Annotated in this window: 19 protein-coding genes; 9 read left to right on the top strand and 10 right to left on the bottom strand. The window is 67.9% G+C overall.

What is annotated here, in order from left to right:
* Nucleotides 1-3: 3 nt before the first annotated feature.
* The gene (locus tag ASG37_RS10790) at nt 4-2,259 is read right to left on the bottom strand and encodes an NADP-dependent malic enzyme (protein ID WP_055759578.1); all 2,256 of its coding nucleotides are present in this window, start codon (nt 2,257-2,259) and stop codon (nt 4-6) included.
* A gap of 341 nt (nt 2,260-2,600) precedes the next feature.
* The gene (locus tag ASG37_RS10785; RefSeq protein ID WP_055759575.1) at nt 2,601-3,902 is read right to left on the bottom strand and encodes a hypothetical protein; all 1,302 of its coding nucleotides are present in this window, start codon (nt 3,900-3,902) and stop codon (nt 2,601-2,603) included.
* A 189-nt stretch (nt 3,903-4,091) separates the two neighbouring features.
* Between ASG37_RS10785 and ASG37_RS10780 the strand changes: the two genes are divergently transcribed.
* Complete coding sequence (locus ASG37_RS10780; protein ID WP_055759572.1) at nt 4,092-4,844, top strand: YaaA family protein; 753 nt, start codon at nt 4,092-4,094, stop codon at nt 4,842-4,844.
* A gap of 48 nt (nt 4,845-4,892) precedes the next feature.
* Here ASG37_RS10780 and ASG37_RS10775 read toward each other — a convergent pair whose 3' ends face one another.
* The 3 genes from ASG37_RS10775 to ASG37_RS10765 form a co-directional block, all read right to left on the bottom strand.
* Nucleotides 4,893-5,078: a hypothetical protein gene (locus tag ASG37_RS10775; RefSeq protein ID WP_055759570.1), complete on the bottom strand. Its 186-nt coding sequence runs from the start codon at nt 5,076-5,078 to the stop codon at nt 4,893-4,895.
* A gap of 39 nt (nt 5,079-5,117) precedes the next feature.
* On the bottom strand, nt 5,118-5,348 hold the full coding sequence (locus ASG37_RS10770) for a hypothetical protein (RefSeq protein ID WP_055759568.1): 231 nt from the start codon (nt 5,346-5,348) through the stop codon (nt 5,118-5,120).
* Nucleotides 5,349-5,645: 297 nt separating this feature from the next.
* Nucleotides 5,646-7,253 carry a phosphoenolpyruvate carboxykinase gene (locus tag ASG37_RS10765; RefSeq protein ID WP_055759566.1) on the bottom strand — a complete coding sequence of 536 codons (1,608 nt, stop codon included), beginning with the start codon at nt 7,251-7,253 and terminating at the stop codon, nt 5,646-5,648.
* A gap of 276 nt (nt 7,254-7,529) precedes the next feature.
* Here ASG37_RS10765 and ASG37_RS10760 point away from each other — a divergent pair, with 276 nt between their 5' ends.
* The 7 genes from ASG37_RS10760 (at nt 7,530) to ASG37_RS10730 (ending at nt 12,769) form a co-directional block, all read left to right on the top strand.
* Nucleotides 7,530-8,237 carry a response regulator transcription factor gene (locus tag ASG37_RS10760; RefSeq protein WP_055759563.1) on the top strand — a complete coding sequence of 236 codons (708 nt, stop codon included), beginning with the start codon at nt 7,530-7,532 and terminating at the stop codon, nt 8,235-8,237.
* A 125-nt stretch (nt 8,238-8,362) separates the two neighbouring features.
* Entirely contained in the window at nt 8,363-9,928 is a 1,566-nt protein-coding gene (locus ASG37_RS10755; RefSeq protein ID WP_055759561.1) for a sensor histidine kinase, read from the top strand.
* Nucleotides 9,925-10,344: an HPr kinase/phosphorylase gene (locus ASG37_RS10750; protein WP_055759558.1), complete on the top strand. Its 420-nt coding sequence runs from the start codon at nt 9,925-9,927 to the stop codon at nt 10,342-10,344. Before ASG37_RS10755 ends, ASG37_RS10750 begins: the two co-directional genes overlap by 4 nt.
* Nucleotides 10,341-11,231, top strand: coding sequence for an RNase adapter RapZ (gene rapZ / locus ASG37_RS10745; protein ID WP_055759554.1), 891 nt, complete (start codon nt 10,341-10,343; stop codon nt 11,229-11,231). The genes ASG37_RS10750 and rapZ overlap by 4 nt, the downstream gene beginning before the upstream one ends.
* A gap of 23 nt (nt 11,232-11,254) precedes the next feature.
* Complete coding sequence (locus tag ASG37_RS10740) at nt 11,255-11,662, top strand: PTS sugar transporter subunit IIA (RefSeq protein WP_055759551.1); 408 nt, start codon at nt 11,255-11,257, stop codon at nt 11,660-11,662.
* Entirely contained in the window at nt 11,659-11,928 is a 270-nt protein-coding gene (locus ASG37_RS10735) for an HPr family phosphocarrier protein (protein WP_055759548.1), read from the top strand. Before ASG37_RS10740 ends, ASG37_RS10735 begins: the two co-directional genes overlap by 4 nt.
* A gap of 70 nt (nt 11,929-11,998) precedes the next feature.
* Nucleotides 11,999-12,769, top strand: a complete 771-nt coding sequence (locus ASG37_RS10730; RefSeq protein ID WP_055759546.1) for a helix-turn-helix domain-containing protein — start codon at nt 11,999-12,001, stop codon at nt 12,767-12,769.
* Here the strand turns inward: ASG37_RS10730 and ASG37_RS10725 are convergent.
* Together ASG37_RS10725 and ASG37_RS10720 are read right to left on the bottom strand one after the other, a co-directional pair.
* Nucleotides 12,756-13,151, bottom strand: a complete 396-nt coding sequence (locus tag ASG37_RS10725) for a hypothetical protein (RefSeq protein WP_055759544.1) — start codon at nt 13,149-13,151, stop codon at nt 12,756-12,758. The genes ASG37_RS10730 and ASG37_RS10725 overlap by 14 nt on opposite strands.
* A 37-nt stretch (nt 13,152-13,188) precedes the next feature.
* Complete coding sequence (locus tag ASG37_RS10720) at nt 13,189-14,415, bottom strand: SAM-dependent methyltransferase (protein ID WP_055759541.1); 1,227 nt, start codon at nt 14,413-14,415, stop codon at nt 13,189-13,191.
* Between the two features lie 95 nt (nt 14,416-14,510).
* Here ASG37_RS10720 and ASG37_RS10715 point away from each other — a divergent pair, with 95 nt between their 5' ends.
* Nucleotides 14,511-15,743, top strand: a complete 1,233-nt coding sequence (locus ASG37_RS10715; RefSeq protein WP_055759538.1) for a glycosyltransferase family 39 protein — start codon at nt 14,511-14,513, stop codon at nt 15,741-15,743.
* A gap of 250 nt (nt 15,744-15,993) precedes the next feature.
* Here the strand turns inward: ASG37_RS10715 and ASG37_RS10710 are convergent, their stop codons facing one another.
* The 3 genes from ASG37_RS10710 to recO form a co-directional block, all read right to left on the bottom strand.
* Nucleotides 15,994-17,103 carry a glycosyltransferase gene (locus ASG37_RS10710; RefSeq protein WP_055759533.1) on the bottom strand — a complete coding sequence of 370 codons (1,110 nt, stop codon included), beginning with the start codon at nt 17,101-17,103 and terminating at the stop codon, nt 15,994-15,996.
* Nucleotides 17,100-18,155, bottom strand: a complete 1,056-nt coding sequence (leuB, locus tag ASG37_RS10705) for a 3-isopropylmalate dehydrogenase (protein ID WP_055759532.1) — start codon at nt 18,153-18,155, stop codon at nt 17,100-17,102. Before leuB ends, ASG37_RS10710 begins: the two co-directional genes overlap by 4 nt.
* A gap of 62 nt (nt 18,156-18,217) precedes the next feature.
* On the bottom strand, nt 18,218-18,949 hold the full coding sequence (gene recO / locus ASG37_RS10700) for a DNA repair protein RecO (protein WP_055759529.1): 732 nt from the start codon (nt 18,947-18,949) through the stop codon (nt 18,218-18,220).
* Between the last annotated feature and the right edge of the window lie 76 nt (nt 18,950-19,025).

The following is a 19,025-nucleotide window of genomic DNA, read 5'->3' as shown; positions in this document are numbered from 1 at the left end:
TTCTCACCCCACCATGCCGCCTGCCGCCAGCACGGCAAGCGTCACCAGTTCGTTGGCGGTCGAGGTCATCGGCGCGATCTGCACCGGCTTTTCCATGCCGATCAGCATCGGGCCGATCACATTGTCGCCGCCCAGTTCGCGCAGCAGCTTGGCCGAGATGTTGGCCGATTGCAGCCCCGGCATGATGAGCACATTGGCCGGACCCGACAGCCGCGCGAACGGGAAGTTCGCGAGCTGGCGCGGGTTGAGCGCGACGTCGGGGGCCATTTCGCCTTCATATTCGAAGCCGACGTGACGCTTGTCGAGCGCGGCGACGCCGTCGCGGACATTGTCGATCCACTGGCCCGAGGGATTGCCGAACGTCGAGTAGCTGAGGAACGCGACGCGCGGTTCATGGCCCATCCGCCTTGCGACGGCGGCGGTGCGCTCGGCGATGTCGGCCAGTTCCTCGCCCGAGGGGCGTTCGTTGATCGTGGTGTCGGCCATGAACACGGTATGGCTCTGCCCGACCAGCAGGTGGATGCCGAACGGCACCTTGCCCCCGACCGGATCGATCACCCGGCGCACGTCGCGGAACGTCTGGGCATAGGTGCGGGTGATGCCGGTAATCATCGCGTCGGCGACGCCCAGTTGCAGCAGCACCGCGCCGAAGCTGTTGCGGTCCTGGTTAATCATCCGCTCGGCATCGCGGCGCAGGAACCCGCGCCGCTGCAACCGCTGGTAAAGGAAGTCGACCATCTGCGGCACCATCTCGCTGGTGCGGCTGTTGTGGACCTCATATTCCTCGGGGTTGGCGACGCCCAGCGCGCGCAGGCGGTCATGCACGTCGTCGCGACCGACCAGCACCGGAATGCCATAGCCGCCTTCCTTGAACGCGATCGCCGCGCGCAGCACGACTTCCTCTTCGCCTTCGGCGAACAGCACGCGCTTGGGGTGCGCCTTGGCCCCTTCATAGGCCATGGTGAGAACCGAGGTGGTCGGGTTGAGGCGCGCGCGCAGTTCCTGGCGATACGCTTCCATGTCGAGGATCGGCCGCGTCGCCACGCCCGAATCCATCGCCGCCCGCGCGACCGCCGAGGGGACCAGTTCCATCAGCCGCGGGTCGAACGGCGCCGGGATGATATATTCGGGGCCGAAGCTGTGCTGCGTGCCATAGGCGAGCGCCACTTCCTCAGGGACCCGCTGGCGCGCCAGTTCGGCGATGGCGTTGGCGGCGGCGATCTTCATCTCGTCGTTGATGCCGGTCGCACGCACGTCGAGCGCACCACGGAAGATGAACGGGAAGCCGATGACGTTGTTGACCTGATTGGGATAATCCGATCGGCCGGTGGCGACGATCGCGTCGGGGCGCGCGGCCTTGGCCAGTTCGGGGCGGATTTCGGGTTCCGGGTTGGCCATCGCGAAGATGATCGGCGAGGGGGCCATGTCCTTGACCATCTCGGGCTTCAACGCACCCGCCGCAGAGAGGCCGAGGAACACGTCGGCGCCGTGCAGCGCTTCGGTGAGCGTGCGGCGATCGGTGGCGGCGGCGTGCGCCGACTGCCACTGGTTCACGTCGTCGCGGCCCTGATAGATCACGCCGGTGCGGTCGCACATGATGACGTTGGCGTGGGCGACGCCCATCGCCTTCATCAATTCGGTACAGGCGATGGCGGCGGCGCCCGCGCCGTTGACCACGACCTTGACCTCGGACAGCTTGCGGTTGGTCAGCAGGCAGGCGTTGATGAGTCCCGCCGCGCAGATGATCGCGGTGCCGTGCTGGTCGTCATGGAACACCGGGATGTTCATGCGCTCGCGCAGCGTCTGTTCGATGATGAAGCATTCGGGCGACTTGATGTCTTCGAGGTTGATGCCGCCGAAGCTCGGCTCCATCAGCTCGACCGCGTCGATGAAGCGGTCGACGTCCTCGGTCTTCAACTCGATGTCGATCGAATCGACGTCGGCGAAGCGTTTGAACAGGACCGCCTTGCCCTCCATCACCGGCTTCGACGCCAGCGCGCCGAGGTTGCCGAGGCCGAGGATCGCGGTGCCGTTGGAGATGACGGCGACCAGATTGCCCTTGGCGGTATAGTCATAGGCGCAGGCGGGATCGTCGTAGATCGCCTTCACCGGCACGGCGACGCCGGGCGAATAGGCGAGCGCGAGGTCGCGCTGCGTCGCCATCGGCTTGGACGCGATGATCTCGATCTTGCCGGGACGCCCCTCCGAATGGAACAGCAGCGCCTCGCGCTCGGAAAACTGGTCGGTGGTTTCGGACACTGGCGCTTCTCCCGTTTGGGAGCGGCTTTACGCAAGGGACGCCGGGCGGGGCAAGGCTATTGTCCCGTCATGCGGGATTTGCTCCCGGCGGGATCGCCATTCGGCTTCGGCAGGGGAATTTGCCCTACACCCCCCGCGTCATCCCCGCGCAGGCGGGGATCCATACACGCCGACGCCGGTGATCGAATCACGTCTGCTGCGTCTATGGGTTCCCGCCTGCGCGGGAACGACGAAAAGATGTGGCATTGGCTGAATGTCGCGTCCGCCGCGGCACATAAACGGAACGGCCCGGACCCCGCGAGGGGAGCCCGGGCCGCATGTCTCCGCCGGGGCGAGTGCGATCAATTGTTGCCGACGACCGGGGTCGAGGCGACGATGCGCGGCTGGTCGACATACAGCGTCCAGAAATTCGCGATCTCGCCGCGCGGGCCGTTCGTCACCTTGGCGAACGCCGCCTTGGCTTCGGCCGACTGGCCGGCACGGGCATGGGCGATGCCGATGCGGGTGTTGACCTCGTCGGCATCGACGCCGCCCTTCGACAGTGCGAGCTGATACAGCTCGACCGCCTTGGCGTTGTTGTTGTTCGCCAGATAGACGTTGCCCGCTGCCGCCGCCGCGCGGCCGTTCGCCGCCGACTTGGCACGGGTTTCGAGGCCCGTCATCGGACCATCGGTGCGAATCTGGCCCTGCGCGGTGGTCTTGAGGCCGGTGAAGATCGTCGCCGACGCCGGAATCTTGCCGGTCGCGCGACCTTCGTCGATCACCGCGACCGTCTCATAGGGCAGGCCGATGTCCTGCGTCGTCTGGACATATTCGCGATAGTCGTTCTGGTCGGCGAGCGACTTCGTCTCGCGCATCAGCCGCAGCACGTCGACACGCGCCTGATTGCCCAGCGTCGCGCCCTTGTTGTCGGCGCGGTCGCGGAACAGGATCAGCACCTTGCGCCAGTTCGCCTGCGTCGGATATTCGGTGAGCTGGCGGCGCGCCCACTGGCTCGCCTCGGCCGAACGATTGGCCTTGTACAGCGTCGAAATGGCATAGTCATACCAGTTGGGCGGCACCGGCTGGCCCGATGCCTTGCGCGCGGCGATGACCTTGTCGATCGAGGCGAGGCCCTGATCGACGTTGCCGCCCTGGATGTTGAGCTGCGCCAGACGCAGGTCGAGATCGGGGTTGTTGTAGCCCGCCGCGCGGGCGCGCTCGAAATTCTGGATCGCCACGGCGTTCTGCTTGGCGTCGAGCGCAAGGATGCCGCGATTATAGTAGAGTTCGCCCTTCGCACCGGCGTCCAGCTTGGGACTGGCGAGCAACTGGTCGATCGCGGTGGCGAGCGCCGGGCGATCGTTCTTCGCCTGTGCGGCCGAAACCTTCAACTGGGCGAGGAAATAGGCTTCATCGACATTGCCGGCGGTCGCGGCAGCCTGCGCGGCGGCGAGCTGCTGGTCGGCGGTCGCGAAATCCTTCGCCTTGATCGCAGCGTCGGCGGCGAGCGCTGCGGTGCGGAACGCCTCGCTGATCTGGATCTGCGGCGCGGCGGGCGCCTCTTCCTTCTTCTTGCGCTGGGCATCGGCGGAAGGCGTGATCGCCAGGGTTGCACCCAGGCCGAACAGGGCGGCGAGGGCAGCCTTGGAAACGAACGTCATGCCGTGAACTCTCCCGAAACTGGTGGCCGGACGCGCGCCCGGCAGGCGGCGTCCATCTAGGTGCTGGCGCGTATCCGCACAAGCGCGCACACGCCGCCAACTACCCGACGCCCGGTGAACGCGCGTTGAACGTTTCGGCTCCACCATCGGGCTTTGACGGCCGCGATCCCGGGCGGCTAAGCGGCGGCGATGATCGCTGTCCTCTCCCCCGCCAAGACGCTCGACTATGCCTCGCCCCTGCCCCCGCGCACCCCGTCGACGCCGCGACTGGCGGCGGAAGCCGACACGCTCGCGCGCGGCGCGGCACGGCTGGGGCCGGGCAAGCTGGCGACGCTGATGAAGATCTCGCCCAAGCTGGCCGAGCTGAACGCCGCGCGGTTCCGCGATTTTCCGCAGGCGGCGGCGCGACCGGCGCTGATGGCGTTCGCCGGCGACGTCTATACCGGGTTCGAGGCCAAGTCGCTCGACACGCCGGCGATCGACTTCGCGAACGATCACGTCCGCATCCTCTCCGGCCTGTACGGGCTGCTCCGCCCATTGGACGCGATGCGGCCGTACCGGCTGGAGATGGGGACGCGCTGGGCACCGGGCCGGGCGAAAGACCTGTATGCGTGGTGGGGCGACCGGATCGCGACATTGCTGGCCGGCGATGTCGCCGATGCGGGCACGGACACGGTGCTGAACCTCGCCAGCCAGGAATATTGGCATGCGGTGGCGGGCCGGCTCCCCGCCGGGATCCGCGTGATCGACGTCGATTTCCGCGAGCCCGGCCCCGATGGTCCGCGCTTCGTCAGCTTCCATGCCAAGAAGGCGCGGGGGATGATGGCGCGCTGGATGTGCGAACACCGCGCGACCGATGTCGCGGCGATGCAGGGGTTCGACAGCGACGGCTATCGCTTCACCGGTGCCGAGGGCGACCGCTGGAGTTTCGTGCGCGGGTAAATTTTCGTGGCGGCGCCGGCCCGCATCCGCGTGAGCGGATCAAACAACCTACCCGCGCAGGATCGCCGCGATACCGGCGATCACCGACGATCCGGCGAGTGGCCCGATGAACATCACGAGCAGAAACAGGCCGATAGTGGCGAGGATCGTCCGTTCCTGTCGCCGGGTCAGTCGCGGCCGGGGCGGTTCATAGCCGTCGGGCGGCGGGGGCCAGGCGTTACTGTCGTAGAACACAGCGGCGGCAACGCACGATGTGCCACTCGGGATGCGGCGTTACGTCCGATCGGGCACTCGTTTCGCCGCAACGACGATCACCGCGCTCGACAGCAGGATCGACGACACCAGCGCACCGATCGCGAGCAGGCCGCCGTTGCCGATCTCGATCCGCGCTTGCAGCCGGCCGCGCTTGCCGACGCGCAGCCTGAGTTCGGCGAGGTGGCGGGAGGGTGTTGGCGGAACCATGTCGATCAGAACGTCGCCGGTCGCGATCGGGTCCGGATTCATTCACCGTCGAAACCGACGTTGTCCCAATCTGCTTCCCTCCCTGGAAGGGAGGGGTCGGGGGTGGGTTGGCCGGTTGTGGAGCGCTTACGTTTCCTCGCGGGCCGACCCACCCCCGGCCCCTCCCTTGTCAGGGAGGGGAGCCTCCTAAAGCTGCCGTCTGGCTGAAGGCCGATCGGTCCTACAAAGCCGGATGTCGTGCGGACCATGGCGGCTCCTTCGTCGCGGTCGCGGCGCGGAACGCGGTCCACAGGAAAGGCGCCCCCGCTACGTGGCGGGGGCGCTCCCTCTCCTACCCCTTTACGCCGGCTCGCGGACCTTCGGCGCGGCGTCGCGCACGCCGGCGTCGACCGCATCGGCGAACTGCGCGAAATTCTCCACGAACAAGTCGACCAGCTTGGCCGCCGTCCGGTCATATGCCTGCGCATCGGCCCAGGTCGAACGCGGGTCGAGGATCGTGGCGTCGATCCCCGGCACCGCCACCGGCACCTCGAAGCCGAAGTTGGGATCGGTGCGGAACTCGGCGTCGTTCAGCGACCCGTCGAGTGCTGCATTGAGCAGCGCGCGCGTCACCTTGATCGGCATGCGCTTGCCGGTGCCATATTGCCCGCCGGTCCAGCCGGTGTTGACCAGCCAGCAATCGACATTGCCCTTCGCGATCCGCTCCTTGAGCAGATTGCCGTAGACCGAGGGGTGACGCGGCATGAACGGCGCGCCGAAGCAGGTCGAGAACACCGGTTCCGGCTCGGTGACGCCGATCTCGGTGCCCGCGACCTTCGAGGTATAGCCCGACAGGAAGTGATACATTGCCTGATCGGGCGTCAGCTTCGCGATCGGCGGCAGGATGCCGAAGGCGTCGGCGGTCAGCATCACCACGTTGCGCGGCGTCGGCCCCATATTGTCGGCCGAGGCATTGGGAATGTAGTCGATCGGATAAGCCGCGCGCGAATTTTCGGCGATCGCCGGATCGTCGAGGTCGAGCGTCCGCGTCTCGGCATCCATCACGACGTTTTCGAGCACGGTGCCGAAGCGCTTGGTGGTGGCGAAGATTTCCGGCTCGGCCTCGGCCGACAGGCGGATCATCTTGGCATAGCAGCCACCCTCGAAATTGAAGACCGCCGTGTCCGACCAGCCATGCTCGTCGTCGCCGATCAGCGTGCGGTTGGCGTCGGCGCTGAGCGTCGTCTTGCCGGTGCCCGACAGGCCGAAGAACACCGCCGTATCGCCGTCACGGCCGATGTTGGCCGAACAGTGCATCGGCATCGTGCCCGTTTCGGGCAGCAGATAGTTGAGCAGGCCGAAGACCGACTTCTTCATCTCGCCGGCATATTGCGTGCCGCCGATCAGGATCAGCTTGTCGGTCAGGCTGACCGCGATCACCGTCTCGCTGCGGCAACCATGACGTTGGGGATCGGCGCGGAAGTTTGGCAGGTCGATGATGGTATAGTCGGGCGCGAAGTCCGCCAGATCGGCGACATCAGGGCGCACCAGCATCGTGCGGATGAACAGATTGTGCCACGCCAGCGTGTTGATGACGCGCACCTTGACGCGGTGCTCGGGCTGCGACCCGCCGTGCAGGTCCTGCACGAACAGCGTCGGTTCCTTGGCGACTTCGTCGAGGAAATCGGCCTTCAGCGCGGCGAAGTGCGCCGGCTCCATCGGCCGGTTGGTCTTGCCCCACCAGATCGTGTCCTCGGTCTTCGCATCGCGGACCATGAACTTGTCCTGCGGGCTGCGGCCGGTGTGGCGGCCGGTGGTGACGACCAGCGGGCCGTCCTTGGCCAGCCGCCCCTCGCCGCGCGCGACCGCCTGTTCGACCAGTTGCGGCGTGACGAGGTTCCAGTGGACATCGGCCCCGGTCTCGATCCCCATCGCGTCCAGTCCGAAATCCGGCGTGACGTTCGCCATGCTGCCTGCACTCCCCTGCCCGATGCGATGCCAGGAACGATCGTGCGCCCGGTCCATCCATCGAATCATGATGCTTGCTTTATGCGTGCGAACACTTGCCGTCAAACACGTTAAACGCGGTTTTCGGGCGATATGTTGCTTTCGGACCGCCCGGCTAGTCTTGTCGAACGCTGGCAGTATTTGTCGGATGATTGGGCGGGGCGGCGGCGGTGGATAGTCGTTGCGCCGTGCCCCCGCTTTCCCGTAACCGTCGTCGATGGGCATGGAGCTTTGGCAATGACCGCGACGATCGCGCTGGTCGACGATGACCGCAACATCCTGACCTCGGTGTCGATCGCGCTGCAGGCCGAAGGGTTCGTCACCCGCGTCTATTCGGATGGCGAAGTCGCGCTGAAGGCCTTTGCCGAGAACCCGCCCGACCTTGCGGTGCTCGACATCAAGATGCCGCGGATGGACGGCCTCGAACTGCTGCGCCGACTGCGCGAGAAGAGCCGGCTGCCGGTGATCTTTCTGACCAGCAAGGACGACGAACTCGACGAGGCGCTGGGCCTCGCGATGGGCGCGGACGATTATATCGCCAAGCCGTTCAGCCAGCGGCTGCTGATCGCGCGCATCCGCGCCATCCTGCGCCGCGCCGAATCGGCGCTCGGCACCGGCGAGGGCGGCGGCGAGGCGGCGCAACCGGTGCTGGAGCGCGGCCGGTTGCAGATGGACCCGGCGCGCCACCGGGTGACGTGGCACGGCGACAATGTGACGCTGACCGTCACCGAATTCCTGATCCTCGAAACGCTCGCCAGCCGCCCCGGCATCGTCAAGACGCGCAACCAGTTGATGGACGCCGCCTATCACGACGACATCTATGTCGACGACCGCACGATCGACAGCCACATCAAGCGGCTGCGGCGCAAGTTCCGCCAGGTCGACAAGGAATTCGACGCGATCGAGACGCTCTATGGCGCCGGCTACCGTTTCGCCGACGATTAGAGGGGAGCCGAAGCCCCTCCCTGACAGGGAGGGGTTGGGGTGGGTCGGCCCGCGCGGGAACGCTGCGCCTGCCCCGCACCGACCCACCCCCGACCCCTCCCTGCCAGGGAGGGGAGAGATTGCCCATGCCCATCGCTGACCCGGTCGATACCGGCCCGACCGACGAAGGGGCGCTGTCGCTGCGCTGGTCGGGGCGGGTGTCGCTCACCCCGCGCATCCTGTTCGTCAACATCTTCGCGCTGGCACTGCTGGCGGGCGGCTTCTTCTATCTCGACGGCTACCGCGCGCGGATCGTCGACGGCCGCGTGGCGCAGGCCGAGCGCGAGGTGCGGCTGATCGCCGAGGCGCTGGCGTTGCTCCCGCCCGCCGAGCGGACCGACGAAATGGTGTTCTTCGCCCGCGCGGCAGGGATGCGGCTGCGCATCTACGACCGGCGCGGGCGGCTGGTCGCCGACAGCCGGCAACTGGGCGTGCGCAATTTCCAGTTGCGCGATCCCGACAAGGACGGCTGGCAACAGGATGCGGCGCGCGCGCTCGACGCGGTGATCGATACCGTCGTCGGCAACGAACGCGATCCGCTCTACCGCGAACGCGCGCCCGGGCGGGGCCTGCGCTGGCCCGATGTCGTCACCGTCCGCACCACCGGCGGCACGGCGGCGAGCGTATGGCGCGCGCCCGATCGCACGCCCGTCATCACCGCCGCCGCGCCGCTGCCCGAGGACCGGGTGCTGATGTCGACGGTCAACGCGCGCGACATCACCCGCATCGTACGGACCGAACGGGTGCGCCTCGGCATCGTGCTGGGCATCGCCGTGCTGCTGTCGGTGCTGCTGTCGCTGTTCCTCGCGCGCACCATCGTCAGGCCGATGCGGATGCTGGCGCGCGCCGCGATCCGCGTGCGGCTGGGCCGCGACCGCGAGGTCGTCGTCCCCCGCCTGCCCAGCCGCCGCGACGAGATCGGCATGCTCGCCCGCGCCCTGTCCGACATGAGCGGCGCGCTGCGCAGCCGGATCGACGCGACCGAGGCGTTCGCCGCCGACGTGACGCACGAGTTGAAGAATCCGCTCGCCTCGCTGCGCTCGGCGGTCGATGGCCTCGGCTCGGTGCGCGATCCTGCGTTGCAGGCGCAGTTGCTGGCGATCGTGCAGGACGATGTGCGGCGGCTCGACCGGCTCATCACCGATATTTCCGACGCCTCTCGGCTCGACGCGCAACTGGCGCGCGCCCAGTTCGAGCCGGTCGATCTGGCCGCGCTGATCGCCGCGCTAGTCGCCTACCGCGTCGATCGCGGCATCGAACGCGGCGTCCGCCTCGCCTTCGACCGCGACGAGCCGCTGGTAGTGCTGGGCGAGGGCGCGCGGCTGGAGCGGGTGTTCGCCAATCTGATCGAGAACGCCATTTCCTTCTCGCCGCCCGGCGGCACCGTGCGCATCACCGGCGGCGACGACGGCGATCTGGTCGAGGTGCAGGTGGCGGACGAAGGCCCCGGCGTCCCCGAAGCCGAGCGCGAGGCGATCTTTCGCCGCTTCCATTCGGTGCGGCCCGGCGGCGAGGCGTTCGGGCAGCATTCCGGCCTCGGCCTTGCCATCGCGCGGACCATCGTCGAAGGGCATGGCGGTATGATCGCCGTCGATTCCCGCACCGACGCCCATGAGGGCGCACGCTTCATCGTGCAGTTGCCCGCCGCATGAGCGATGCCGATCCGCTCCACGCGACCTGCGTCGCGGTGCGCGGGGCCGGCGTGCTGATTACCGGCCGGTCGGGCAGCGGCAAATCGGACCTCGCGCTGCGCCTGATCGATCGCGGCGCGGTGCTGGTCAGTGACGACTATACCCATTTGCGCCGCGACGGCGACACGCTGGTCGCGACTCCGCCCGCGCGCATCGCCGGGCGGATCGAGGTGCGCGGCGTCGGCATCGTCCCCCTGCCGCATCTGGCAAGCGTGCCGGTCCGCCTGCTGGTCGACGCCGACTACGCGCCGCCGCGCCTGCCCGATACGGACACCATCGTCCTGCGGGACGTTCCGATTGCCCATGCCCGCCTCGCGCTGCGCGAGGCATCCGCCCCGCTGAAGGTCGAACTGTTGCTCGCAAGGATCATCGCATGACCACGGCCCCCATCCTGCTCGTCACCGGCATGTCGGGGGCGGGCAAGTCGACCGTCCTGCGCACGCTGGAGGACCTAGGCTGGGAAGTGGTCGACAATCTGCCGCTGCGCCTGCTCGAAGGGCTGCTGGCGATCGGCACACGCGATACCGGGCGGCCGCTGGCGCTGGGCCTCGGCCCCCAGACGCGCGGGTTCGACGCGCGACAGATCGTGCAGGCGATCACCGACCGCCCGGCGATGGGCCTGAGCATCCTGTTCGTCGACTGCGACACGCCCGAACTGGAGCGGCGCTACAACGAGACGCGGCGGCGGCACCCGCTGGCGCAGGACCGGCCCGCCCGCGACGGTATCGCCCGCGAACGCACGCTGCTCGGCCCGCTGCACGGCTTCGCCAACCGGCTGGTCGACACCACTGACCTGTCGGCCAGCGACCTTGCGCACTGGGTCCGCGATACCTTCACCCCCGATGGCGGCGGCGAACCGGTGCTGTCGGTCCTGTCGTTCGGCTTTTCGCGCGGCGTGCCGCGCGACGCCGACATCGTGCTCGACATGCGCTTCCTGCGCAATCCGCACTGGGACCCGGACCTGAAACCCGGCACCGGGCGCGACCCCGATGTCGCCGCCTATGTCATGGCCGATCCCGCCTATGACGCGGCAATGGCGTCGATCGAAACCATGCTCCTGACGCTGCTGCCGCGCTATCACGCCGAGGGCAAATCCTATGTGACGGTCGCGTTCGGCTGCACCGGCGGGCGGCACCGTTCGGTCCATGTCGCCGAACGGATGGGGGCATGGTTGCGCGAACACGGATTTTCGCCCACCATACACCACCGCGACCTTGGCACCGCGCCGCAGGACTCACTCGACGGCGCGGTGCAGGCGCCATGACGGATATAGGAACGACGACGAACATGATCGGCCTGGTATTGGTGACGCACGGGCGCCTCGCCGACGAGTTCGTCACGGCGATGGAACATGTGGTCGGCCCGCAGGAGCGGATCGCCACGGTCTGCATCGGCCCCGAGGACGATATGGAGGAACGCCGCGCCGACATCGCCGCCGCGATCGCCGCGGTCGATACCGGGCGCGGGGTGATCGTGCTGACCGACCTGTTCGGCGGCACGCCGTCGAACCTCGCCATCTCGCTGATGGAGGCTGGCCGGATCGAGGTGATCGCCGGCATCAACCTGCCGATGCTGATCCGGCTGGGCGGCGCGCGGAAAGCGATGAAGGTCGTCGAGGCGGTGGCAGCGGCGCGCGAGGCGGGGCGCAAATATATCTCGGTCGCCAGCGAAGTGCTGGGCGAGGCAGCGGCATGACCGTCAGCCGCACCGTGCAGATCACCAATCGCCGCGGCCTGCACGCCCGCGCCTCGGCCAAGTTCGTGACGATGGCCGCCGCGCAACCGATCGAGGTCAGCGTGGAAAAGGACGGATCGCGCGTCACCGGCACGTCGATCATGGGCCTGATGATGCTGGGCGCCGCAAAGGGCGACCACATCACGATCAGCGCGGCGGGCGACGGCGCGGATGCGGTGGTCGGGCAGCTCTGCCAGTTGGTCGAGGACCGCTTCGGCGAGGATTGACCTCCACCAGCACCCCTACAATTTTTTGGGGGTGGCGGACCCACACCCCGCATCGTAGCGCCGCAGCCCTATGGCACTCCCCGCGACCGCCGGTATCGACACGCTGACCGACAAGGAGAAGCAGACGCTTCGCCTGATCGTGCGCGGGCATGACGTGAAATCGATCGCGGTGACGCTCGACCTGTCGGTCCATACCATCAACGAACGGCTGCGCGAGGCACGGCGCAAGCTGGCGGTGTCGAGCAGCCGCGAGGCGGCGCGGCTGTTGCTTGCGGCGGAGGAGGAGGTGCCCGCCGCCCCCCAAAATTCTGCGGACAGACAAAGCGGGGATGACCGCGCCGCGCAACCGGTCGATCCCGATACCGCGCCGATCGTCGGCGTCGGGACGGCGCAACGCCGCTCCCGCATCCTGATCGGAGCGTTTTGCATGACCCTGATGCTCGGCCTGCTGGCCCTGACCCTGCTGCCCGCCACGCCGCAAACGCCGCCCCCGCCGCCCGCGACGCTACCCACCATCCCCGCGCCCGAGGCGGCCAAACGCTTCCTGCTGCTGGTCGATGCCGGCCGCTGGGACGACAGCTACCGCCTGTTCGGCGTTGCCTTCCGCAAGCTCAACACCGCCGAGGTCTGGGCAAAAGTGTCGGACAAGGTCCGCACGCCGCTCGGGACCGTGCAGTCGCGCGAGCTGATCGGCGAGGAATATCTCCCCGCCCCGCCCTATGGCTATCAGGTCGTCAAATTCCGCACCCGCTTCACCGGCAAGCCCGAACCGACGGTCGAGACGGTGACGCTCGATCAGGAGCAGGAAGACTGGCGCATCGTCGGCATCACGATCGGCTGAGCGGTTCGGGCGGCGTCCATGCCGTTGGCCAGTGGTCGAAACCCTTTGCCGCCCGGATCGTCGTTCCCTGCAACGCGAAGAATACGAATTCGGGCGGGTCGGGCCAGCCGAACCACATGCGGTCGCGCACCACCCACACTTCGTCGCCGACGTTCGCCACCCCGATCGTATCGTCGCCGAACCGGCCCATGACCGGATCGGCCTCGATCGCGGTGGCTTCGTCGGCGCTCGGGGGACGCCATGTTACCGCGATCGTCCGGCACCGGCGGAAATGCTGGGCGAAGCGCACATCGTCCCACAGGCTATGCCCGAAACCGTCGCTATCCGCCGGCAGGCCGATCCCGAACAGGAAACGAAGATACTCGACCACGCCGCGCAGCATGGCGCATGTTCACGCCGAACCTCGCGCGGCGCAAGCGTTACGCGCCCCGCAACCGCCGCTCTTCCTCGACCATATAGTCGCGCGTCAGCGGCAACGCCCAGCGGTTGCGGGCCAGTTGCACCTGATAATTGACCATGCCGCCATGGCGGAACGCCGCCGCCGCACCCGCCAGATAGAAGGTCCACATCCGGTAGAACCGCTCGTCGTACAGTGCGACGATTCGGTCCTTCGCTGCCACCGTCCGCGCATACCAGTGGTCGATCGTCAGCGCGTAATGGACCCGCAGCACCTCGACATCGGTCGCGATCAGCTTGGTGCCCTCATAGCCGCGCACGATCTCCGACAGCGCCGGGTTGTAGCCGCCGGGGAAGATATATTTGGTGGTGAAGGTATCCGTGACGCCCGGCACCCCCATCCGCCCGATGGTGTGGAGCAGCATCACCCCGTCGTCGCTCAGCAACTCGCGGCATTTGCGGAAGAACGCGCCATAGTGCGGCGGCCCGACATGCTCGAACATGCCGACCGAGACGATCCGGTCGAACCGGCCGGCGACGTGACGATAGTCGATCAGCTCGAACTTTACCTTGTCGGCGACGCCGGCGTCCTCGGCCCGCCTGCGCGCGACCTTGATCTGCGCTTCGGACAGGGTGACGCCCAGCACCTCCGCCCCGGTCCTGGCGTGGAGATACAGCGCCATCCCGCCCCAGCCGCAGCCGATGTCGAGCACGCGCATTCCCGGCCTGATCGCGAGCTTGGCGGCGATATGCGCCTTCTTGTCGGCCTGCGCCTGTTCGAGCGGATGGTCGGCATCGGTGAAATAGGCGCAACTGTACTGAAGGTCGTCGTCGAGAAAGAGCGCATAGAGCCGGTCCGACAGATCGTAGTGATGCGCGACGTTGCGCTTCGACCGTCGTGCCATGTTCACCCGGTCGATCCGGTGGCGCACCGCGTCGAACCAGCGGATCGGCAGCGACGGCTTCAGGTTCCTGCCCCGCCCCCATGGCGTGTTGCCGGTCAGCAGCTCCACCAGATCGCGGATGTCGCCGCGTTCGATCAGCAGGTCGCCGTCCATGAACGCCTCCGCCGCGCCCAGTGCAGGATGGCGGACAATCCGCCCGGCGACGCCGGGGCTGGCGAAACGGATCGCCACGTCGCGAAAGGCCGGATCGGGCGCGCCGAAGGTGACGGTGCGGCCATCGGCATGGGTCACGGTGAGTTGGCCCCGGCGGACCGTGCGGGCGAGGAAGCTGTCGATAAGCGCCATGCCCGGTCCGCTACCGCGCAAATGTGGCGTCGTTATGGATGTATGGCAAACAGCGTTGCTTGCCCCTCCTGACGGTTGCGCTACACCCCCGCCCCATGTTTTCCCGCCTGCGCGACCGCCCGTGGACCACCGCCCTGCTGATCGGAATCGCCGCGCAGGCGCTGTTCCTGTGGGGGCTGGGACGGCCGGGCACATTGTCGTTCGACGAGGTGCATTACGTCCCCGCCGCGCGCACGCTGCTCGCACTCGCCTTCCCCGCGAACACCGAACATCCGCTGGTCGCCAAGGCGATGATCGCGGGCGGTATCGCGCTGTTCGGCGACAATCCATGGGGTTGGCGGATCATGGGGACGATCGCGGGGACCGCGACCGTGCTGGGCGTCTTCGCCTGTCTCCACCTGCTGTTCCGCCGCGCCCATGTCGCCGCGTTCGGCGCGGGGCTGGCGCTGCTCAACCAGACCCTGTTCGTGCAGGCGCGCACCGCGATGCTGGAGGTGTATCTCGGGGCGTTCGTCACCCTCGCCATCGCCGCGTTGCTGTGGTCGATGCGCGGCCGCCCCCTGCCCCGCCTCACGCTGGCGGCGGTATTGTTCGGGCTGGCGGTCGGGGTGAAATGGGCGGCGGTGCCCTATGTCGCGGGCGCGGGGCTGCTGCTGGTGTGGGGCAAGACCGGCGAGCGCGACCGGTGGCCGGGGCTTGGGCTGCTTCCGGCGCTGGCGATCCTGTTCGGATTGAGCATCACCACCTATTTCGCGACCTTCGCCCCCGCCTTCTTCTACGCGCAGGAGCCGCTGACGCTCGGTCGGCTGCTGCCGTTTCAGTGGGAGATGTACCAGCGGCAAACGCAAATCCTCGCCCCCCACCCCTATCAGTCGAGCTGGTGGAGCTGGCCGCTGCTGCTGCGCCCGATCTGGTATTTCTATGAACCCGATGGCGGGGTGCAGCGCGGGGTGCTGCTGCTCGGCAATCCGGCGATCATGTGGGGCGGGCTGGCGGCGGTCGCGCTGTGCCTGTGGACGGGGGTGAAGCGGCGATCGAGCGCGCTGACCGGCGTCGCGCTGCTGTGGATCGGGTCGATCGCGGTGTGGGCGGTGATCCCCAAGTCGCTCGGCTTTTATTATTATTACCATCTGTCGGGCATCTGGCTGTGCCTCGCGCTCGCCGCCGCGTTCCATGCGTACGGCAAGGGCCGCTGGCGCCATGCCGACGAATGGTTCGGCTATCTGGCGATCGCGCTGTTCGTCTATTTCTATCCCATCCTCAGCGCCGCCGCGCTGGCCGGACCGCAGTCGTTCAATCGCTGGATGTGGTTTCCCGACTGGCGTTGATTTGATTCACGCGAAGGCGCGAAGGCACGAAGAAGGTTTTGGTTCGCGCGGAGGCACGGAGGCGCGGAGGAATGTTGCGCTTGCCGCGACAGCGGCTCTCCCTCTCAGGGTTCAGCAAGCGAGAGGCTTCGCCGGATTGGTAACAGTCGTCACGCCCGGACCCCCTCTGCGCCTCCGCGCCTCTGCGCCTCTGCGCGAACAACCTCTTCTTCCTTTTCCTCCGCGTCTCCGCGCCTCCGCGTGAACCCGACTATTTCCGCCCATACCGCCCCCACGTAAACCGCGACGACAGCGCGAAATTCCACACCGCCCCCACCGCGATTCCCGCCAGTGCCGGCAGCGCCCATGCCCCGACCCGCACGTCGTACAGGAACGCCGCGACCCCGACGTTCGCCACCGCCCCCACCGAACACACCGCGCAGAACGACACCCACCCGTCGAACAACGCCCGCGTCCCCCGCAGCCGCCGGTCGCGATAGGTCAGCAGGTTGTTCAAAAAGAAATTGAACGTCATCGCCACGAACGTCGCCACCACGGTCGCCGCAATGAACCCCGCGCGCACCTCGAACAGCAGCGCCAGCGCGGCCAGATGGACGACCGCCCCCATCGCCCCGATCATCGAGAACAGCACGAAGCGCACCGGCACCACCCGCCCGGCCAACCGGTCGTACAGCGCGATCAGATATTCGAGCGCCACAACATGGTCGAGCTTGCTCTCCCCCACCGCCCGTGTGCGGAACACATAGGGCAGCTCGGCGAAGCGCAGCGGTTTGGGCGCGGCGGTCATGATGTCGAGCAGGATCTTGAACCCGATCGCCGAGAGCCGCGGCACGATGGCGCGCACCGCATCGGCACGGATCATGAAGAACCCGCTCATCGGGTCCGACAGGTCGGCCTTCAGCACCCGGCGCGACAGCCGGGTGGCGAGCGCCGACTTGGCGACGCGGTCGGCGTCCCATTCACCGGTCCCGCCGCCATCGACGAAGCGCGACCCCACCACCAGGTCGAGCGCCGGATCGCCCGCCAGCAGATCGGCCATGCGCGGCAACAACGCCTCGTCATGCTGCAGATCGCCGTCGATCACCGCCACCAGCGGCGCGGCGGTGGCGCACATCCCCTCGATGCACGCGCTCGACAGCCCGCGCCGCCCGATCCGCTGGAGCACGCGCACGCGGGGATCGCTCCGGGCGATGGCGCGCGCCGCGTCGGCGGTGCCGTCGGGACTGTCGTCGTCGACGAACACGACCTCCCAGTTCCGCCCGGCCAGCGCCCGGTCGAGCGCGGCGACCAGCAGGGCCACGTTGCCGCGCTCGTTGAACACCGGCACGACGACGGCGAGGTCGAGCGCCGCGCCCGTCATCGCAGCGCGGCGAGCACCGCGTCGGTCATGTCCTGGGTCGTATCGTTACCACCCAGATCGGGGGTACGATGCCCCGCGACCAGCGCCGCCGTCACCGCCGCCTCGATCCGGTCGGCGGCCTCGGCCATGCCCAGCGAGTGGCGCAGCATCATCGCCGCCGACAGGATCGTCGCCAGCGGATTGGCCTTGCCCTGTCCCGCGATGTCGGGCGCGGAGCCGTGGATCGGTTCGTACAGCCCCTTCTTGTCCTGATTGATCGCGGCCGACGGCAGCATCCCGATCGATCCGGCGCACATGCTCGCCTGATCCGACAGGATGTCGCCGAACAGGTTGCCAGTGACGATCACGTCGAACTGGCCGGGGTTGCGCACCAACTGCATCGCGGCATTGTCGACGTACATGTGCGTCAGCGCCACATCGGGATAGTCGGCCGACACCTCGATCACCACGTCGCGCCACAGTTGCGAGGTTTCGAGCACGTTCGCCTTGTCGACCGAACACAGCTTATGGTTGCGGGTCCGCGCCGTCTCGAACGCGACGCGGGCGATGCGTTCTATCTCGCGCTCGTCATAGCGCATCAGGTCGTGACCCTCGCGCAGCCCGGCGTCGGTAGTGGTCCGGCCCTTCGCCCCGAAATACACGTCGCCGGTCAGTTCGCGCACGATCACCATGTCGATCGCCGCCGCTACCTCGGGCCGAAGCGCCGATGCGTCCTCCAGCCCTGCGAACAGCTTGGCGGGGCGCAAATTGGCAAACAGCCCCAGTGCCTTGCGCAAGCCGAGGATCGCCTGCTCGGGGCGATGCGCGCGCTCGACATTGTCGAATTCGGGATCGCCGACCGCGCCGAACAACACCGCGTCGGCGCGTTCCGCCAGCGCCAGCGTTTCGGGCGGCAGCGGATGGCCGTGCGCGCGATACGCCGCGCCGCCGACCGGCGCTTCCTCGAACTGAAACGCGAAACCTAAACGATCCAGTCGTTCAAGCACCTGCCGCGCCGCCGCCACCACTTCCGGTCCGATCCCGTCACCGGGCAGTATTGCGATCAACGCCATCGGTCTTCCATCCCTTTTGCGCAGCTAAGTTGCGCGAAGCCTCGTTCGACCGAGCGCTTGCCCTATGCCACCGCCCTTTTCAACCGCTCGACCAGCCGCTGCCGCGCATCCAGCGCCACCGCCGCCCGCCCGGTCATCAGGTCGCGTTTCAGGAAATGCCCAGATAACGCGAGACCGTCGAACGCCGCGTCCCAATCGGCCGGGCCACCCTCCGCCAGAAACCGCGGCAAGCGCAGCAACCGGTGTTCGAGGCCGATCGCTTGGCACCAAGCCACCGCGCCGCCGCTTTTGGGGCTGACATGAGTCAGGTCGTCCGACGTGCCACTGACAACGCATTCGTCCAGCGACAAGCCGAAGCCCAGTTCGGACAGGACCAGCAATTCGGTCCGTACCAGCGCGCCGATCCAGTCGCGCGCCGCCGGTGCCGCGACGATCGCGGCGAGCAGTCCGTCGACGGCGGCATGGACCCGGGGATAGGGCTGTCCTTCGGGCAAGGCGGCGGCGATCAGCGCGCAGAGCCAGTCGATCGCGGCCGCCGCCACCGGCTCGGCGAACAACGGCGCGCGGCTCTCGACCAGTTCCAGCGTCAGCGCGGGTAGCTGCACCTCGGTCCGCGCGTGCCATGTGCCGCGCACGATATTGCCGGGTTGCAGGATCGGGCGGATCGCCCGCGATCGCCCGCCGCGCACATAGCCCGGCTGCACCCCGGCATCGGCGGTCAACGCCCGGACGACCGCGCCATGTTCGCCATGCGCGCGGGCGGAGATCAGGATGGCGGTGGCGATCAGGTGCATCGGCGATCCCGTCGTACCACATCGCCCCAACGAACACAGCCGGAAGCACGACGATGCGTGCTCCCGGCCATGATCG

This window comes from Sphingomonas sp. Leaf407 (assembly GCF_001425385.1).
Classification (GTDB): Bacteria; Pseudomonadota; Alphaproteobacteria; order Sphingomonadales; family Sphingomonadaceae; genus Sphingomonas.
Note: the sequence above shows the minus strand (reverse complement) of the source record. Positions and strands in the feature narration are given on the sequence as shown.

Coding starts and splice junctions, on each gene's coding strand:
- ASG37_RS10710 (WP_055759533.1), bottom strand. CDS start 17,103: ATGACGGGCGCGGCGCTCGACCTCGCCGTCGTCGTGCCGGTGTTCAAC.
- leuB (WP_055759532.1), bottom strand. CDS start 18,155: ATGGCGTTGATCGCAATACTGCCCGGTGACGGGATCGGACCGGAAGTG.
- ASG37_RS10735 (WP_055759548.1), top strand. CDS start 11,659: ATGACCGTCAGCCGCACCGTGCAGATCACCAATCGCCGCGGCCTGCAC.
- ASG37_RS10770 (WP_055759568.1), bottom strand. CDS start 5,348: ATGAATCCGGACCCGATCGCGACCGGCGACGTTCTGATCGACATGGTT.
- rapZ (WP_055759554.1), top strand. CDS start 10,341: ATGACCACGGCCCCCATCCTGCTCGTCACCGGCATGTCGGGGGCGGGC.
- ASG37_RS10785 (WP_055759575.1), bottom strand. CDS start 3,902: ATGACGTTCGTTTCCAAGGCTGCCCTCGCCGCCCTGTTCGGCCTGGGT.
- ASG37_RS10755 (WP_055759561.1), top strand. CDS start 8,363: ATGCCCATCGCTGACCCGGTCGATACCGGCCCGACCGACGAAGGGGCG.
- ASG37_RS10720 (WP_055759541.1), bottom strand. CDS start 14,415: ATGGCGCTTATCGACAGCTTCCTCGCCCGCACGGTCCGCCGGGGCCAA.
- ASG37_RS10750 (WP_055759558.1), top strand. CDS start 9,925: ATGAGCGATGCCGATCCGCTCCACGCGACCTGCGTCGCGGTGCGCGGG.
- ASG37_RS10730 (WP_055759546.1), top strand. CDS start 11,999: ATGGCACTCCCCGCGACCGCCGGTATCGACACGCTGACCGACAAGGAG.
- ASG37_RS10715 (WP_055759538.1), top strand. CDS start 14,511: ATGTTTTCCCGCCTGCGCGACCGCCCGTGGACCACCGCCCTGCTGATC.
- ASG37_RS10760 (WP_055759563.1), top strand. CDS start 7,530: ATGACCGCGACGATCGCGCTGGTCGACGATGACCGCAACATCCTGACC.
- ASG37_RS10740 (WP_055759551.1), top strand. CDS start 11,255: ATGATCGGCCTGGTATTGGTGACGCACGGGCGCCTCGCCGACGAGTTC.
- ASG37_RS10765 (WP_055759566.1), bottom strand. CDS start 7,253: ATGGCGAACGTCACGCCGGATTTCGGACTGGACGCGATGGGGATCGAG.
- ASG37_RS10780 (WP_055759572.1), top strand. CDS start 4,092: ATGATCGCTGTCCTCTCCCCCGCCAAGACGCTCGACTATGCCTCGCCC.
- recO (WP_055759529.1), bottom strand. CDS start 18,949: ATGCACCTGATCGCCACCGCCATCCTGATCTCCGCCCGCGCGCATGGC.
- ASG37_RS10725 (WP_055759544.1), bottom strand. CDS start 13,151: ATGCTGCGCGGCGTGGTCGAGTATCTTCGTTTCCTGTTCGGGATCGGC.